Origin of the sequence: Acinetobacter sp. RG5 (assembly GCF_031844265.1) — a bacterium.
In the GTDB taxonomy this organism is placed as follows: Bacteria; Pseudomonadota; Gammaproteobacteria; order Pseudomonadales; family Moraxellaceae; genus Acinetobacter.
On the sequence record NZ_JAUZUV010000001.1, the window covers coordinates 174,833 to 190,279 of the forward strand.

A 15,447-nucleotide genomic window follows, 5' to 3' on the forward strand; every position below is an offset into this window, starting at 1 on the left:
TATAAAATTTCTGCCGAAAATTTGATTCATTTTAGGATATGACTGCCCATTCGTTATTTTTAATCATTTCGATTCAATTCCAGCATTTTAAATTAAAACTCAAATGAATTTCTAATCTTGATCAACATAGGCATTCAGAATACTGAAACTATTATTGATAAATAATGTCTGAACCAGTGCTTGAAATCAGAATACAATACCGCATAAATAACAACAGCTTTACCAAATTTCAGGCAATAAAAAAGCAAGGCACTCGCCTTGCTTTAATATGATGGTGGGGATAGAGAGACTCGAACTCTCACGCCCAGAAGGCGCTGCGACCTGAACACAGTGCGTCTACCAATTCCGCCATATCCCCATGGCTGTGTATATTATAGCGATCAGACCTGATTCACAAGTAGTTCTGCAAAAAGCTAAATACTTTTATATCAAAAATTAAGCAGTTAATTCATTATTGAGCAAATAATGCTCTATTTAGACCAACATATAAAATTGATGAATACAATGGAACTGATCCATATGACATTTAAATTATTCAATATGCAGATTGCATGCAATACCATGAAATTTGCTAAAGTTCTGCCCTTGCATGATCATTCGCTGGAGAATTTAAATCCAGAACGCATTGATGTTCATCAACCATGACAGCAAAAATCTGGTACTAAAAAACCGACCTTAAATTTCAGGCAATAAAAAAGCAAGGCATTTGCCTTGCTTTAATATGATGGTGGGGACGGAGAGACTCGAACTCTCACACCTCGCGGCGCTGGAACCTAAATCCAGTGCGTCTACCAATTTCGCCACGTCCCCATCAGGGTACCAACTTAGCGTTGGATTTCTTTCAAACTTTGGCAGAGGATCAAGGATTCGAACCTTGACGAACGGTTTTGGAGACCGTCATGCTACCATTACACCAATCCTCTACTTCCACCCAATATCCAGTTACTCAAATATTGATTGGTGGGGACGGAGAGACTCGAACTCTCACACCTCGCGGCGCTGGAACCTAAATCCAGTGCGTCTACCAATTTCGCCACGTCCCCAATGGCTGTGTATATTATAGAGATCATTTCCAGCTGACAAGCCGTTTATCATAAAAAAACACTCGTTTGATTAAATAAGAAACAATCCGAGTTTTATTGTATTTTTCTCATTCAATTTCAGTCATTAAGTAATCTTTAACAGCTTTGAAATCGGCAAATCTATGCTGCTTCTGCTTACTTAACATTTCTTCTAATAAGCCTTGAAAAGCCTGTAAGTGCTGCGGTAACTCAACTTTCAGACGCTGACAATGCAAAAAGGCCCAATCCAGATAATCTGTCGCCTGTAAACGCTGACCACTCAACCACTCATAAAAAATAACACCCAAAGCATAAACTTCACTTTGTAGGCTCTTGGCTTGGCCTTGGAACAGTTCCGGCGCCATATAACGCGGTGTCGCATTCAGTTCATGCAGGTCATTCTGATGGAGTATTTGGACATGCTCAAAATCAAGCAGGCAGACCCTGCCCTGATTATTTACAAAATGTTCCTGCTTTAAATCGGCATGCAAATAACCCAATTCTTGCAGGCAGATTAAAGGCTCCACAGTTTGCAGCAAATGTTGCCGAATTTGCGTGATGGATTGCTGATGCGGCATGATCTGAAAATGCGCCGGCGCATCGACCAGAATCAAGGCCTTTTCAAAGTTTTCATGATTGATCTTGAAAGGTTGTTGAATAATTTGATGCGGAAGGAAAAAAGTCAGTTCACTTGAACCAGCATAAACCTGATAAAAATCCAGCTCATATTGCCAGCCTAGTTCAGCATGTGGAGATGATTGTAAGCTATCAGATCTATGTGATATCTGGGTTTTTAACCACAGCGCATGCCCTCCAGCATAATAAAGACGTCGACCAAAACCCAGACTACGGGCTTTGGTTCGCAGTTCAAAATCAAAAGTATCGAGATGATCTAAATTAAGTCGTGGCAATGTATTCAGGTATTGGATTAAGTGTATGCTGATAATTTAGCAGCTCCAGACAATGCTGAATAGTTTTCCCGACCCGTTCCTGAGTCTCAATAAGGGAAATTTTCGGCCATGTGGCACGCTCGCCTTCACGCTGTAAAATTTTAAACAGATATGGCCGCGGATTTTGCAACATATAGCTATAGTGGCGCAGGCTATATTTACCGACAATATTCACATCACCATAATAACGCTGATCCACCACACCATAGCCATGATCCAGCAGACGGCGTACAGGAGGTAAGCTTCCGGCATGCTCTCGGGCAAAATCCATCATTCCTTTGGTAATCACCGCGCCCTGACGGCGAACAATTCGTTGTGGCCAACTCAAAGTACCTTTACGGAAACGTGAAATATCATCCTGCATGAATGGCACGATGTGCGGGTTGGTCTGACTGGCAATGGTATAATTAATATTATACAGGCGTGCCATTTTCTCCTGCGGAAAATCACTGCGCACGCTGCCATCCACCCAGCGGGTTGAACCCATATAAGGCGTATATTGACCATCATAGCGCTTACTGGTCAAACGAACCGGTGGAAACAGAACCGGCACCGCACAAGACGCCAGTACCGCACTCCAGACCAGCAAATCCGGAGAAGTATAGGCATTTAAAATGCGTGCATCCTGTCCAGCATCATAAGGTGCAACCGCAATATTGATATGCAGACCTGAGGTTTTGAGTGCTTCTTCGAAGGTCAGATCACCCAGATTTTCGACCAGAAATTTTTTTAGATATTTTACATCTGCCAGACCACCATTACCTTTCATCAATTCACTCATGGTGCGGAAATGAAAAGCCTCATGAAAGAAATTATGGCCTTTCAAAATATCAATATATTGCGAAGGTTTGGATACACCTAACATGGCGGTCATGATGGCACCCGCACTTGAACCGGACATTACCTTCGGCAACAAGTCCTGCTCCATTAAGGCTTTGCATACACCAGTATGAAACAGACCCAGCGTCGAACCACCGGAAAACATCAGGGCTGGCTGGCCATAGGCGCGCTGACAATGCTGAAAATATTCGATTTTTTCTTCCATACTGAGACAGGTACAATCTATTGAAGCAATATAGGCTAAGCCTTGGCTGACTTCTTCGACATAATCTTCAATAATTCTTTTAGTGCCCACATAGGCTTCGGTAAACAGTAGAGGATGGGCAATGTTGGCAATATCGTAGCTCAGGCCTTCGCGCAAAATATACATCAGGTCACGGGTGCGCTTTTGTTGTCGATAGCGTCGTAATTTACCCAGACGATGTGCGATCACTTCTGCATCAAAGTAGGGTGAACTGTTATCAAATTTCCATTCCTGTGCACCTGATTCTTCATCTATTTTCAGGGCAATATATTTCCATTCCTCATAGGACTCAGCCTGTTGCAGCTGCTGCTTGAGCTTTTTAATACGATAGGCCTGATGTGGATTAATATCCTGAGTAAAATCTTTAAACAGCATCTGCCTTTTCCCTATATTTATTCTTGATACACCTCGTACCCAGAGCCAGAAAATGTGTACAAATTTTCTATCCTCTACAATAACGAAAATTCTCTACTTTAAGCAAATTATCATACTTTTCTGGCTTTGACTGTGAATTTTGCAATGGTACTATCTTAGCCATAATTTTAAATCTGTAATGTTAAATCATGGCGAAAATTGAGTTACCTGACCATATTTTAAATGCCCTTTCGACTGTTCTGCAGCAACTTCAGCAAAGTCTGCCCGAACTAAAACAAATTCCTGATTTTTCTGCTCATGCCTATAAATGGCAACATGGTGAACTCAAACCTATTCATCAGCTTAGACAGATGGAACTGGCCGATTTAAAAGGGATTGAGCGACAAAAAGAAAAAGTCATCCAGAACACGTTGCAGTTTTTAAACGGCTTACCTGCCAATGATGTCTTACTGACCGGTTCACGCGGTACGGGTAAATCCTCCATTGTTCGTGCCCTACTCACCGAGTATGCAGATCAAGGGTTACGATTAATTGAAATCGAACGGGATGATTTATCCGATCTGCCTCAAATTCAGCAACTCATTGCAGAGCGTCCAGAGAAGTTTATTGTCTACTGTGATGATCTGGCCTTTAATGCCGAAGACGAAAATTATCGCAGTTTAAAAAGTGTTTTAGATGGCTCTTTACAATCCGGTTCCAGCAATTTTGTGATTTATGCGACCAGTAACCGTCGTCATTTATTACCCGAATTCATGCATGAAAATACGCCCGTTACCCGAGTTGATGTGCCGCAATATACTGAATTACATCCTCAGGAAGCGATTGAAGAAAAAATTTCACTGTCTGACCGCTTTGGTTTATGGCTGTCTTTCTATCCAATGGATCAGAACCTGTATTTGGAAATTGTCGAACATTACCTCAAAAAGGCAGGCATGGAACTCACGCCAGAAACCCGTGCTGAAGCCCTACGCTGGTGTCAGGCACGCGGTCAACGTTCAGGACGTGCTGCCTATCAGTTTTCCAAGCACTGGATTGGTTCAACCCAACTAAATGCCTCTTAACAACTTAAAAGCGACCGGTTCAGGTCTCTTTTTTCATATAAATCATTTATATAATGATGATACTCAAAAGAAAATTAAAATTATGGATGTCGGCGCAGTTCTCATTCAACTTAAGCCCTTACACATGCAGCAAGTTCATGACTGGCAGCGTACTTTGAAAGCACGTCAAGACGAAATAATTGAAACGCTTAAGGCTGAACAGGTTCATGTCGAGTCCTGGTTTTATCTGCAACTTCATGGTCAGGACTATTTGATTGCATATATGCGCGCCGACAATATTCAAAAAGCGCAAAATATTGCAAAACTCAGTACTTTCCCAATTGACCAAATGCATAAACAGTTTAAAACTTCATGGCAAGCGGTTTATCCCGCCGAATTGTTATTGGATGCTACAGTTACCTGATTTATTAGCACGGCTATTCAAAATAGTTTTGTAATAAAGACTTCTCCCCAATCAATAATAAAAAAAGCCCTGGAAATACAGGGCTTTTTTGACATCTCGAATTATTGTTTATCACCGATAATAGTAGACCATAGCAGGTCATCAATTTCACTGCCATTGAAATAAACAGTAGCCTTCAATGATTCAGGCTGGTTCTGTTTGACCTCAATTACCTGATCATCGCTGTCCTTAATTCTAAGCACGCCCTCTTTTGGCAAATGCTTATAGTTATTTAATACGGTTTCATCCATTTTAAATGGTGTCGTGGTATTAAAATCAAAACTGTAACGATAATCTGCCAGATCAGGCTGACCGATAATCGTACCACGACTGGTTAAGGTACGAATCCCATTACTGCCACTGCCATAATCATCGACCAAGCTGTAATTATAATTACGCACCTGCAGATATTCTTTGCTCTTTGTATCAAACGCGATTCCAGAAGTACCTGCCTGACCGGTCTCGGCGATACGCTGGAATTCCAACTGATCGATTTGATAAGATTCGGATTGCCCCATGTTATTTTTGGTTTTACGATGCACAATTGTGCCAGAAATCAGGTAGTCGTCCTTGAGATTAAAATCTACATTTGAACCATAACGGACATTGCTAAAGCTTAAAGTCGTTGTGTCACCATTCACCGTCTGAGTAATGTTTGAGCCTTTACGGTAAGTTTTATCCAGAATAATACAGTTATCTTTATCTGTTTTTAATTTCAGGGTTTTGACCGAACCAATGGTATTGACTTCCGAACAGATCAGATTTGGATATTTAATACTATTGATGCCCAAATTATAAATTTTGATAATACGTGCAGTACGCCCATAAGGATAATCTGCGAATACTTCTCCAATCATGTGACCTAGAGCAACATTATAGTCGGTATCATTACTGGTATTTCCGGAAATTTTATCGCGAATTTTCTTTACAATATCCTGATCTTCAAACGGGACAAACTCCTCTGAAAGCTCAGGGGAAATACTTTCCTTAGGAACATTTGGAGGTGTAGTGACAGTAGGACTGTCTGAGCTACTTCCCCCACCACCGCCACAGGCACTCATTAAACCCGAAACAAGAGCAAGTCCAAAGATAGAAATCTGCTTTTTCATAAAATTTATTCCCTAAAATTTCTTTGCATTTTTATTTGGTGATCACTAAAGATTGGCCTTCTCGAAACTGAACAGCTCAAATGCTATTTCTGCCGGTGATATTTTTTCTTGGCAGCCAGCTTTATCCTTCGATATCGCTTTATCTTTAACAAAGAAATTTTTGGTTCTGTAATTTTAATGTATATTTCAAACAACAATTATCATAAGAAATGAAGTGTTTATTTGAATCTTGTTCCTTACCAGAGTCGCTTTTCAACACACTTAAAGCGCATTTAATTAGATCGATTAACTTTGCAACAAAGCTTATAAAATTTGTAATTGTTAAGTTAAAGATGGATTGAATTTTCTTTTTATGAAGAATCATGTTCAACTTTCATTCATGATTATGAAAGAGAATATTGAAAGATAGGATGACTTTAGAGCATAGAAAATGATCATTTTTATGATATGAGATACTTAATCATTTACAGAAAATTTTAAGCAGAAATTATTTGAGATTGCTCACGGATTCACTGGATTTTTTCCGACGTTTATATTCAAACATGTTCTGATCCGCTTGTGCGAGCGCTGCAAATAAGCCCTGACTCGGATGACGCATCGCCATACCAATCGCTGCGCCAATGTTTGCTGCTGCAAAGGCATTAATTAAACGATCCACTAAACTTTTAGTACCCGTTTCATCATTTTCTACGCTAAGAATCACAAACTCATCACCACCCAAACGGGCAACAATATCGTTGATCCGTACATTATCTCGTAATACTTGAGCCGCATTTTGAATCAGCCTGTCACCTTCATCATGACCCAAACTATCATTCACCTTTTTTAGGTCATTTAGGTCAATAAATAATACAGCGGCGGGATGACCATATTGCTTACAACGCTCTTCTTCTGCTCGCAGCAGTTTTTCCCAGGCACGGCGATTATAGAGCCCGGTCAATTCATCTTTACTGGCTTCTTCCTGCAATAATTCATGCTGTCTTATCTGCTCACTCTGACGTAATTCTGCCTGCAAGATCGAACTGAGCAATTGTCCCAACAACTCGACCAGTTGCATATCTTGCACAATAGCTTCCGATTTGGTTTCTGGATCAATCGCACAGAGCGTTCCAAACAAACTACCATCTTCTTTAAGGAGTGGCTGACCAATATAAGATTTTATACAGACCTGCTGATTAATCGGCGCTGTGGCGTATAAAGGAATTTCTTCAGAGCGGGGGGCAATTCTCGGGGCCTTACCTGCGACCATATGAGAACAAAAAGAATCAGCCCACTGAAACACTTGACCGGGTCGTATATCATAACCATGATCTTCACTTTGCAGCACAATCCAGTCTTGGCCTTCTACCCGGGTGATCATCCATAAATTAAAGCCAAAATGCTGATGCAAAAACTTTAACACCGCCTCTCCAGCATCCTGAAAACTTTTGAAATTTATATTTTCCATTCGAGATTGCCTCTGCTGCAAACCTGTAAAAATATGCATGATATCAACTTAAGCTATTAAACTATTTTTCCAGTTTCAATAGAATATAAGAGTTCTAAATACAGCTATAAAACTATATATTTACAACATACCGTTGCTATAAGTTTTCATTTAAAAATTCACAATAAAAAAGAGGCCTAAGCCTCTTTTCTTCAAGCCTGAAATCTATGCCTCAGTCGGATTAGTCAGTTCCGTCATTGGCCAACGTGGAGTTGTCGTCACAGCCAAGCCATCATGCTGTCCTGCTTTGAGACGCTGATAGCCCGCAAAAGCAATCATGGCACCATTGTCTGTACAGAGTGCAGGTTCAGCATAATAAACAGATGCACGAATCTTGGCTAAATCTGCTTCTAAACGCTCACGTAAACGCTTGTTGGCACTAACACCGCCCGCAATCACCAGGCGTTTAAGCTCCGTTTGCTTCAGTGCTTTCACCGACTTTTTCACCAGAGTATCGACAATGGCTTCCTGAAAACTGGCAGCGATATCGGCATCGCGGTTTTCATCACCGAGTTTTTTCATTTGTACAGAAACTGCGGTTTTTAGACCACTGAATGAAAATTCTAAACCTTGATGCAGCATTGGTCGCGGGAATGCAAATGCATTTGGATCGCCGTGCTCTGCCAGTTTGGAAATATTCGGGCCACCCGGATACGGCAGACCCATCATCTTCGCGACTTTATCAAATGCTTCGCCTGCCGCATCATCAATGGATTCACCCAAGAGTTCATACTGGCCAATGCCATAAGCAGCCATGAGCTGAGAATGTCCACCCGATACCAACAATGCGACAAATGGAAACTCAGGCGGAGTTTCTGACAATAAAGGTGCCAGCATATGACCTTCCATATGATGCACACCAATTGCGGGTTTATTCAGCGCAAAGGCCAAAGTACGACCAAACAATGCACCGGTCATGAGTGCGCCCATCAGACCCGGGCCACGGGTATATGCGACTGCATCAATTTCTGATTTTTTCACGCCGCTCTGTTCAAGCAGCTCATTGATGAGTGGAATCAGTTTACGCACATGATCACGTGACGCTAGCTCTGGAACTACACCGCCATATTCTGCATGCAGTTTAATCTGGCTATAAAGCACCTGTCCGCGCAAACCCAACTCGCTGTCATACAGCGCAAGTCCTGTTTCATCACACGACGTTTCCAAGCCTAAAACGATCATTAAACTGCCTATAACCTGTATCAATTCTATTGCAGCAACTATTATAGACTTGTGGTATGAGATGTAAATGAGTAAAATACTGACCTTCACTTGTGATTGAGGGCAATTCAGCCCGAGATCTTACCCTAACTGATATGAGGATTCTTCATGCCACAAGTTAAATTGAAAGAAGGCGAACCAGTAGACGTAGCTATCCGTCGTTTCAAACGTTCATGCGAAAAAGCGGGTGTTCTTGCTGACGTACGTAAGCGTGAATTCTACGAGAAACCAACTCAAGAACGTAAGCGCAAAAAAGCTGCTGCTGTTAAACGCTACCAAAAGAAATTGGCGCGTGAATCAGTACGTACAACTCGCCTTTACTAAGATTAATTTGTGATTGATTGCCTGGAATAAATAATGACGACTTTAAAAGACCAAATCACGGATGTTTTGAAAGCAACAATGCGTGCCAAAGAAATGTCCAAGCTGACGGTCATTCGTAGTCTACAGGCAGCAATTAAGCAAATCGAAGTCGATGAGCGCAAAGAACTTGACGACGCTCAGGTTCTTGCGGTCATTGAAAAACAAATTAAACAACGTAAAGAATCGGTTAAAGCCTTTGCAGGCGCTGGCCGAGATGATTTAGCTAGTAAGGAACAAGCCGAAATTGAGATTTTGTCTCAGTTTCTACCAGAAGCTATGACTGAGGAAGAACTTGATTCCATGATTGCGCAAGCTATTGCAGCGCAACAAGCTACTAGCATGAAAGATATGGGTAAGGTGATGAATTCTCTGCGTCCGCTCATAGCCGGGCGCGCCGATCCTGCACAAGTTTCCGCCAAAATCAAAGCGCAACTTGCTTAATCCATACTCTCTAGCATTTTCTCTTTAACGTTGAACTGCCTTTAATCAAAGACAGTTCCTGACGTATTCTCATTGCAAATTACAATCGACCTGATAACGCTTAAGTAATTGCATCTCTTTCGACGATTTCACTTCTACAATTACATCCCGTTTACTCATATTTTGAAACTGACGATCCAGATAAGGACGATTCTGGTCAGCGGCCTGATATAAACGATCAACATAACGTCCTACAATTCCACAAAATTTTGCATTCTGCTCAGGACTAAATCCCTGTTGCTGCGGATTTAAACCACTTAAAAACTGACGCGATTCCTTTTTATAATCCGCATTAATTCGTTCTATTGCTTCTACATATTCAACTGCACTCGCAGCAAAAACCCCATAACTCCACCCCAGTAGACACACGCCCAATAGTATTTTTTTCATATTATGCTTCAGTTTGATTCACGCTGATCTTTCAAAAAGATTGTAGCCTGATTGAATATATTCTTGCTATATCATCCTGATACAAAAACTTAAAACCCAGTTCAGCTTTAAATCTTATATTGATGTGCCTGCTGCATCTGCTTCAGACGCTGGCGAATGGTGGACGATAAAGATTGATTATTCTTTACGCTACGCTGTGCATGTAATAATGATTTGATGGCAGTTTCTTCATATCCTGACCAATATTCTACTTCTGCACGATAGCGCAGCACATTAGCAGCCTTAATCGGCGAATCTGGCTCTGCATTGGCAGCCAGTTGCATTAGTCGCCAGCCACTGACATCCCGTGAATTGGCATTTAGAAATCGCTGCACTAAAACTTTTGCTTTATCGGGTTGCTTGGCGCGAATCAGCACTTCTGCATATTTATAATTGAGCGCTCGATTTTCCGGCATGATCCGCGCTGCTGACGCTACACTTTCCAAAGCTGCATCAAGCTGGTTCTGAGCTAAATAAATATCAGTCTGGAATAAAACCTGTAAAGGATGCATCTGGTTATGCTTTTTTGCTCGATCTAAAGTGGCCTGCGCGGCCTGGAAATCACTTTGCTGTATTCGATAGGCAGTTAAGGCAAGCTGGCCTGCAAAATTATTTTGCCGGTCCATCAGGATAAGCTGCTCTGCATTGGTCTGACCAGACAATACCCTGCTATACCACTTGATAATGTCAAAGTCTTGGTCATTGAGACTGCGTTTCACCGCAGGAAGCTGGTTGGCACGTAAACGTGCTTCACTCATACGCTCGGTGGTGAGTGGATGAGTGAACCAGAAATCCGGCAGAAAGCTTAAGCGGCTGGTCGAGCGATGCATGACCTCAAAGAAATCTGCCATACTATGCGGGTTATAACCGGAACGATACATATATTGCATACCAATCCGGTCTGCCTCACGCTCCTGATTACGGCTATAGGTAAGCTGTTTATCCAGAAGTGCTGCCTGTGAACCCATCATGACCGCTGTGCCGACATCGCCATCTGCCTGAGAAGCGACCAAAGCACCGACGAGAATTCCGGCTAGCGCCAGTAAACCTTGCCCTTTAAATGCATCCTGAGAGCGACTGTAATGACGTTGTGTGACATGTGCAATTTCATGCGCCATCACTCCTGCCACTTCATCCATGTTTCGGGCTGAATTAATCAGACCAGCATTAAGTGCAAAGAGGCCACCCGGTACGGCGAAAGCATTAATTTGGGGATCATTAATGACCAGCAAACCGATCGGCTGTTGCAATTGAGTCTGACTCAGGATATGAGAAAATACTGAAAGCAACTGATCTTCAAGCCATGGATTTTGCAGGACCGGCATTTGTTTATGCACTTCACGATAGACTTTTTCACCGATCATTTTTTCTTTTTGTTGATCGAGTAAGCCGACGCCTGTACCAATATCAGGCACAGAAAATTGTACATTTACTTGATTAAAATCATGGTTAGAGCCGTGCCCTGCTACCATATACAGACTTAAGCCACACGCCAGCGCCAATCGTTTCAATGAAAAATCTCTAATCCTGCCGATCTAATTTATCTTGAATATAGCATTGAACAATGAGCAGAGACGCAAGAAAATGTTATTTTTTAATACCATTTAAACGACGAATCAGATGCATTTTAAAATTCCGGATTGACCACATAACGGGGCACTCGTCCTTCCAAGGCATCAACAAGATTCTGATAAGCCAGTTCTGCCATTTTTTTACGGGTGGCTGCAGTGGCCGAACCCACATGTGGCAATGTAACCACATTATCCAACTGGAATAATTCCGATTCCTTTAACGGCTCTTTCTGATACACATCCAGACCGGCAGCAAAAACCTGCTTGGCTTTTAAAGCTGAAATTAATGCCTGTTCATCAATGACCGAGCCACGTGAAATATTGACCAATACTGCATGGGATTGCATTTTAGCCAATTCCGCTGTCGCAATCAGCGCCTTAGAATCCGCATTCAAATCTACTGCAACGACCACAAAGTCAGAACGCTGTAACAGTTCCTCAAGCTGGCAATATTTCGCATTCAACCCTTGAGCAAGTTCTGGTTTTTCCCGACGATTATGATACAGAATATTCATATTAAAACCGTAAAAACCACGACGTGCGATTGCAGCTCCAATATGACCGAGACCAATAATTCCGAGGGTTTTTCCAAAAATATCCATACCAAATTGTGCTTCGCCCACGGTACGCTGCCATTGTCCCTGCTTGGTCCATTGATCCAGGTAAGCCACTTTGCGTGCTGCTGACATCAGTAAAATGAAAGCCAGGTCAGCAGTGGTTTCAGTCAGTACATGCGGCGTATGACTGAGATAAATTTTCTTTTCATTTAAATAATCCAGTTCATAGTTGTCATAACCGACACTGACACTGGAGATAATTTTTAACCGGGTGGCACTGGCCAGATTATCGCGATTCAACAAGCGCCCTGCGCCAATCATGCCATCAGCATCCTGAACCTGCTGCAAAAGCTGTTGATTCACATCGCCTAGCTTCGGTTGTATATAACTAACCTGATAATTTTGTTCCAGCTTGTTTTGAATATCAGTATCAATTTGACTAAATACAACCACTTTTTGTTTCATCTATTTTTATTCCACAGCAAGATTATTCCAGACTGGCAGTCCTATTTTGCATAAACTGCCATAAACGTTTTTTTAGAATCGGCTGATCCAGCATTTCTTGTAAAGATGCCAACTGGATCATTTTCGTATTTGATATATGCGCTACAGGCCCGAGGAAAATAATATTTTTCTCTGCACTCATTCCATCCAGAAAACCCTGAATATAGGATTCTACACCACGTCCATCCTGAACATTGGCCCAGGGAAATGGCCAGTTCAGCTCATGAAACTCACCTGGGACTGCACGCTGGATATTGCCCCATAAATTCTGGGTGTCTTCGGTCATTGCAGTTGCATCAATCACGATACTGCAATGTGCCAGACTTAAAGCCTGCAAACTGAATGGCGGGATTTGTACGATTTCACGCTGTTCCTGAACAGGTGCAATGTGAGTCGGTGCCGCAGGTGGTGTATCAACCTTAAGCGTAACAATTGGCTCTGGCTCAGGAATCGGTAGATCAGCCAACGCCTCTACGGAAGCAGGCTGTGGTAAGACGATATCGGTGTGAAATTCAGGTGCAGCCTGATCACGCCAGATCGAAACCTGGTGCGGCTGACATGCGCTGTCCCTAGGAATCCAGAGATCGATTCCTAATGTTGCCAGTATGTCACGCTGATGCCCAATCATCTTTTCATCATCACCAATTTCAGGCTGAACATTTTAGCCGGATTGCCTGTGCTTTGCCGAACTTTTTCAGCTTTTCTTTTTTATCCTGATGGATTCTAGTACAAAGTTTAGCTGTCTGCTAAAAACCGTGCTTTTAATACACAATTAAACCATTCCTGCTGTTATAACAGATTCCGGCTAAAGCTGCGCGTTCTCATTTATTTTCTACAGAATGGTTAAACTGTTCTTCTTTAACATTTGCTGAACGACCTGTTCTGCCTCAAAACCCAAGCGCCAATACAACAGCTCCATCACGTCCAACTCATCCTGTGTCACGATACGATCACTCCACAAACAGGCCTCTGCAATACCTAAAATACTGAGGCGATCACGCAATAACAGCCCCGCAATATCATTCAGGATTTCTGCTAGATCAATCGGCTCATCAGAAATTTCATTATATAAGTCCAGTTCCTGAGCGGTCAGAATCCGGTTTAAAATCCGCTCCCGCACCTCAAGCTGGTTGCCGCTATTAATCTGCTGTACATGCAGCAAGGCGTCGATCAAACGCACAATCTGTGGCTTGACCTCATCGAGTGCTGTAGGCGTATGTGCAGGAAGCAAATTCAGTTCGTATTTCACACATTCCAGTAATAATGCATCCAACAGGCCAATTTCGCCATCTTCCTGAATAATCCGTGCCAGCTTCATCAAAAACTGGCGTGCAACAGTTGTCGGCATGCCACCAATATTGTTACAAGCTTGCTGGAAAATCGAGATATGCACCCGCCCGTCCAGATTGAGCAATGAATCTACAATGGCACGGCTAACTTCAGCCTCAGTCGGAATAAATTCACGATATTGACGGATCATTAAAATGGCGACCATCACTTCACGAGAACCAGTTGCGGTTTGTAATGCACGCTCAATCAGTTCCGGACGTGGCATCTTGAGCCGAAGTTCCGGATTCAGTGGTTTGATCGCATCTTTAATCGCAAAACTGATCGGAGACAGCCGCAATAATGGCAAAGGCTGTGGCGAGCTCCAGCTCATTGCAGTTTCAGGCACCACTTCTTCTAAAGAACGGAACAAACTAAACAAAGGCTGATTTTTGAGTTTTTTCAGATTCTCAAGCTGTAAGTCCTGAATCAAGGCAGGATTTAATTCATAAATCCGCTGATTGATATTGGGATGAATATTCAGCCAGTTTTGTGGGCTCAAGGAATTGGCAAAGCACATATGTGAAATGGATTCAGCATATTCACTATAAATCTGGGAGCCAGAATGATGCACATGGATTCTGAGTAAAGTCTGGATATTGGCATCATTTTGAATCAGGCGACGGGTCTTCCGATCATTTTTATAGGTTCGACCACCCAGTGAAATATATTTAATAAAACGGGAAATCAAAACACCCAAACTACCAATCAGCCAGATCACCGCACCGACTGCAACATAGAAAGTTTCAAACTTGTTTTCACGGGGACTACCCGCTCGATAAAAACCGGACTTGGCAATCTTACTGCCACACTGACTAAACGTGGTTAGACTGCTATACAGAATTTTCAAACGGGTATTTTCTGCAGCTTCACCAGAGAGGATTTTATTGAATTCATGGCTGAGCAAGCCATACAGCTCGACTTTATCCAGTGTTTGTATCGCACCCCAAGTCAGGATAATTGCGGTATCCCGCGGACTAAAACCCGCCGTCAGCGCATTGACACCGACTTCATCGGGCAGCACATATACTGCAGGAACATCAATCAGAAAAGTCTCTGCCAACTGTTGGTTAATGTGCAATGCAGCACTTTCTTCGGGAATACTGTCCATCGGACTCAACCGACGCGCACCCAACTGCTTCGCCAGTGAATAACCACCATTCCGAAAAATATAAAACTCGTAGATGACCGAGATCATCATGGCACATAATAGCAAAGCAATCAGGTAAGGACTCAGCGCATGCCAGAAGATTGACTGGCTAGGATCAGTATAAAAAACAAAGAGACCAACAACGGTATTAATAATAAAAATAGTCAACAGAATTGCAATCAGGCAAAAACTTACAGGCAGTACTATATTTTTGTTTTTTATAAAATCGTATCCTACGTTTCGCAATGCAGAATCCTAAAATGATGATTTTCAATGGG

At 42.3% G+C, this 15,447-nt stretch carries 14 protein-coding genes and 4 tRNA genes; 4 read left to right on the forward strand and 14 right to left on the reverse strand.

The annotated features are described in order from the left end of the window. Positions 1–272 precede the first annotated feature (272 nt). The 6 genes from Q9R21_RS00850 to Q9R21_RS00875 all read right to left on the reverse strand — a co-directional run bounded on the left by Q9R21_RS00850 (position 273) and on the right by Q9R21_RS00875 (position 3,470). Positions 273–358: transfer RNA gene (locus Q9R21_RS00850), tRNA-Leu, on the reverse strand. A 367-nt stretch (positions 359–725) separates the two neighbouring features. Next, positions 726–810: transfer RNA gene (locus Q9R21_RS00855), tRNA-Leu, on the reverse strand. A 39-nt stretch (positions 811–849) separates the two neighbouring features. Then, a tRNA-Trp gene (locus tag Q9R21_RS00860) sits at positions 850–923 on the reverse strand. A 35-nt stretch (positions 924–958) separates the two neighbouring features. Continuing rightward, positions 959–1,043: transfer RNA gene (locus Q9R21_RS00865), tRNA-Leu, on the reverse strand. A gap of 107 nt (positions 1,044–1,150) precedes the next feature. Further along, entirely contained in the window at positions 1,151–1,972 is an 822-nt protein-coding gene (locus Q9R21_RS00870) for a protein kinase domain-containing protein (protein WP_311203520.1), read from the reverse strand. Beyond that, a complete protein-coding gene (locus Q9R21_RS00875) occupies positions 1,959–3,470 on the reverse strand; it encodes a DUF3336 domain-containing protein (protein ID WP_005246731.1) in 1,512 nt (503 codons plus the stop codon). Before Q9R21_RS00875 ends, Q9R21_RS00870 begins: the two co-directional genes overlap by 14 nt. Before the next feature lie 188 nt (positions 3,471–3,658). On the opposite strand from Q9R21_RS00875, the gene Q9R21_RS00880 reads away from it, so the two are divergent. Together Q9R21_RS00880 and Q9R21_RS00885 are read left to right on the forward strand one after the other, a co-directional pair. After that, positions 3,659–4,531 (forward strand): ATP-binding protein, encoded by an 873-nt coding sequence (locus tag Q9R21_RS00880; protein ID WP_004280026.1) that lies wholly within the window; start codon positions 3,659–3,661, stop codon positions 4,529–4,531. Further along, positions 4,521–4,934 (forward strand): DUF6176 family protein, encoded by a 414-nt coding sequence (locus Q9R21_RS00885; RefSeq protein WP_311203521.1) that lies wholly within the window; start codon positions 4,521–4,523, stop codon positions 4,932–4,934. The genes Q9R21_RS00880 and Q9R21_RS00885 overlap by 11 nt, the downstream gene beginning before the upstream one ends. A 101-nt stretch (positions 4,935–5,035) precedes the next feature. Here Q9R21_RS00885 and Q9R21_RS00890 read toward each other — a convergent pair whose 3' ends face one another. The 3 genes from Q9R21_RS00890 to tsaD form a co-directional block, all read right to left on the reverse strand. Beyond that, positions 5,036–6,082: a hypothetical protein gene (locus Q9R21_RS00890; protein WP_311203522.1), complete on the reverse strand. Its 1,047-nt coding sequence runs from the start codon at positions 6,080–6,082 to the stop codon at positions 5,036–5,038. Between the two features lie 487 nt (positions 6,083–6,569). Continuing rightward, on the reverse strand, positions 6,570–7,529 hold the full coding sequence (locus Q9R21_RS00895; protein ID WP_311203523.1) for a sensor domain-containing diguanylate cyclase: 960 nt from the start codon (positions 7,527–7,529) through the stop codon (positions 6,570–6,572). A gap of 204 nt (positions 7,530–7,733) precedes the next feature. Continuing rightward, a complete protein-coding gene (gene tsaD / locus Q9R21_RS00900; RefSeq protein WP_311203524.1) occupies positions 7,734–8,750 on the reverse strand; it encodes a tRNA (adenosine(37)-N6)-threonylcarbamoyltransferase complex transferase subunit TsaD in 1,017 nt (338 codons plus the stop codon). 147 nt (positions 8,751–8,897) lie between these two features. Between tsaD and rpsU the strand changes: the two genes are divergently transcribed. Together rpsU and Q9R21_RS00910 are read left to right on the forward strand one after the other, a co-directional pair. Next, positions 8,898–9,113 carry a 30S ribosomal protein S21 gene (rpsU, locus tag Q9R21_RS00905; RefSeq protein WP_001136722.1) on the forward strand — a complete coding sequence of 72 codons (216 nt, stop codon included), beginning with the start codon at positions 8,898–8,900 and terminating at the stop codon, positions 9,111–9,113. A gap of 33 nt (positions 9,114–9,146) precedes the next feature. After that, positions 9,147–9,593, forward strand: a complete 447-nt coding sequence (locus Q9R21_RS00910) for a GatB/YqeY domain-containing protein (RefSeq protein ID WP_004280076.1) — start codon at positions 9,147–9,149, stop codon at positions 9,591–9,593. A 69-nt stretch (positions 9,594–9,662) separates the two neighbouring features. On the opposite strand, the gene Q9R21_RS00915 is transcribed toward Q9R21_RS00910, so the two are convergent. The 5 genes from Q9R21_RS00915 to Q9R21_RS00935 all read right to left on the reverse strand — a co-directional run bounded on the left by Q9R21_RS00915 (position 9,663) and on the right by Q9R21_RS00935 (position 15,415). Next, the gene (locus Q9R21_RS00915) at positions 9,663–10,022 is read right to left on the reverse strand and encodes a hypothetical protein (protein ID WP_005107293.1); all 360 of its coding nucleotides are present in this window, start codon (positions 10,020–10,022) and stop codon (positions 9,663–9,665) included. A 107-nt stretch (positions 10,023–10,129) separates the two neighbouring features. Beyond that, positions 10,130–11,572 carry a M48 family metalloprotease gene (locus Q9R21_RS00920; protein WP_213032099.1) on the reverse strand — a complete coding sequence of 481 codons (1,443 nt, stop codon included), beginning with the start codon at positions 11,570–11,572 and terminating at the stop codon, positions 10,130–10,132. A 116-nt stretch (positions 11,573–11,688) separates the two neighbouring features. Continuing rightward, positions 11,689–12,654, reverse strand: a complete 966-nt coding sequence (locus Q9R21_RS00925; protein ID WP_311203525.1) for a D-glycerate dehydrogenase — start codon at positions 12,652–12,654, stop codon at positions 11,689–11,691. A 22-nt stretch (positions 12,655–12,676) separates the two neighbouring features. After that, complete coding sequence (locus Q9R21_RS00930; protein ID WP_253174311.1) at positions 12,677–13,321, reverse strand: hypothetical protein; 645 nt, start codon at positions 13,319–13,321, stop codon at positions 12,677–12,679. Between the two features lie 204 nt (positions 13,322–13,525). Beyond that, positions 13,526–15,415 (reverse strand): M48 family metalloprotease, encoded by a 1,890-nt coding sequence (locus Q9R21_RS00935; RefSeq protein WP_311203526.1) that lies wholly within the window; start codon positions 15,413–15,415, stop codon positions 13,526–13,528. Positions 15,416–15,447 lie beyond the last annotated feature (32 nt).

Bases quoted from the DNA above. Each gene is read 5' to 3' on its own strand.
- Q9R21_RS00875 (WP_005246731.1), bottom strand. From the start codon at position 3,470: ATGCTGTTTAAAGATTTTACTCAGGATATTAATCCACATCAGGCCTAT.
- Q9R21_RS00880 (WP_004280026.1), top strand. From the start codon at position 3,659: ATGGCGAAAATTGAGTTACCTGACCATATTTTAAATGCCCTTTCGACT.
- Q9R21_RS00885 (WP_311203521.1), top strand. From the start codon at position 4,521: ATGCCTCTTAACAACTTAAAAGCGACCGGTTCAGGTCTCTTTTTTCAT.
- Q9R21_RS00890 (WP_311203522.1), bottom strand. From the start codon at position 6,082: ATGAAAAAGCAGATTTCTATCTTTGGACTTGCTCTTGTTTCGGGTTTA.
- Q9R21_RS00895 (WP_311203523.1), bottom strand. From the start codon at position 7,529: ATGGAAAATATAAATTTCAAAAGTTTTCAGGATGCTGGAGAGGCGGTG.
- tsaD (WP_311203524.1), bottom strand. From the start codon at position 8,750: ATGATCGTTTTAGGCTTGGAAACGTCGTGTGATGAAACAGGACTTGCG.
- rpsU (WP_001136722.1), top strand. From the start codon at position 8,898: ATGCCACAAGTTAAATTGAAAGAAGGCGAACCAGTAGACGTAGCTATC.
- Q9R21_RS00910 (WP_004280076.1), top strand. From the start codon at position 9,147: ATGACGACTTTAAAAGACCAAATCACGGATGTTTTGAAAGCAACAATG.
- Q9R21_RS00915 (WP_005107293.1), bottom strand. From the start codon at position 10,022: ATGAAAAAAATACTATTGGGCGTGTGTCTACTGGGGTGGAGTTATGGG.
- Q9R21_RS00925 (WP_311203525.1), bottom strand. From the start codon at position 12,654: ATGAAACAAAAAGTGGTTGTATTTAGTCAAATTGATACTGATATTCAA.
- Q9R21_RS00930 (WP_253174311.1), bottom strand. From the start codon at position 13,321: ATGATTGGGCATCAGCGTGACATACTGGCAACATTAGGAATCGATCTC.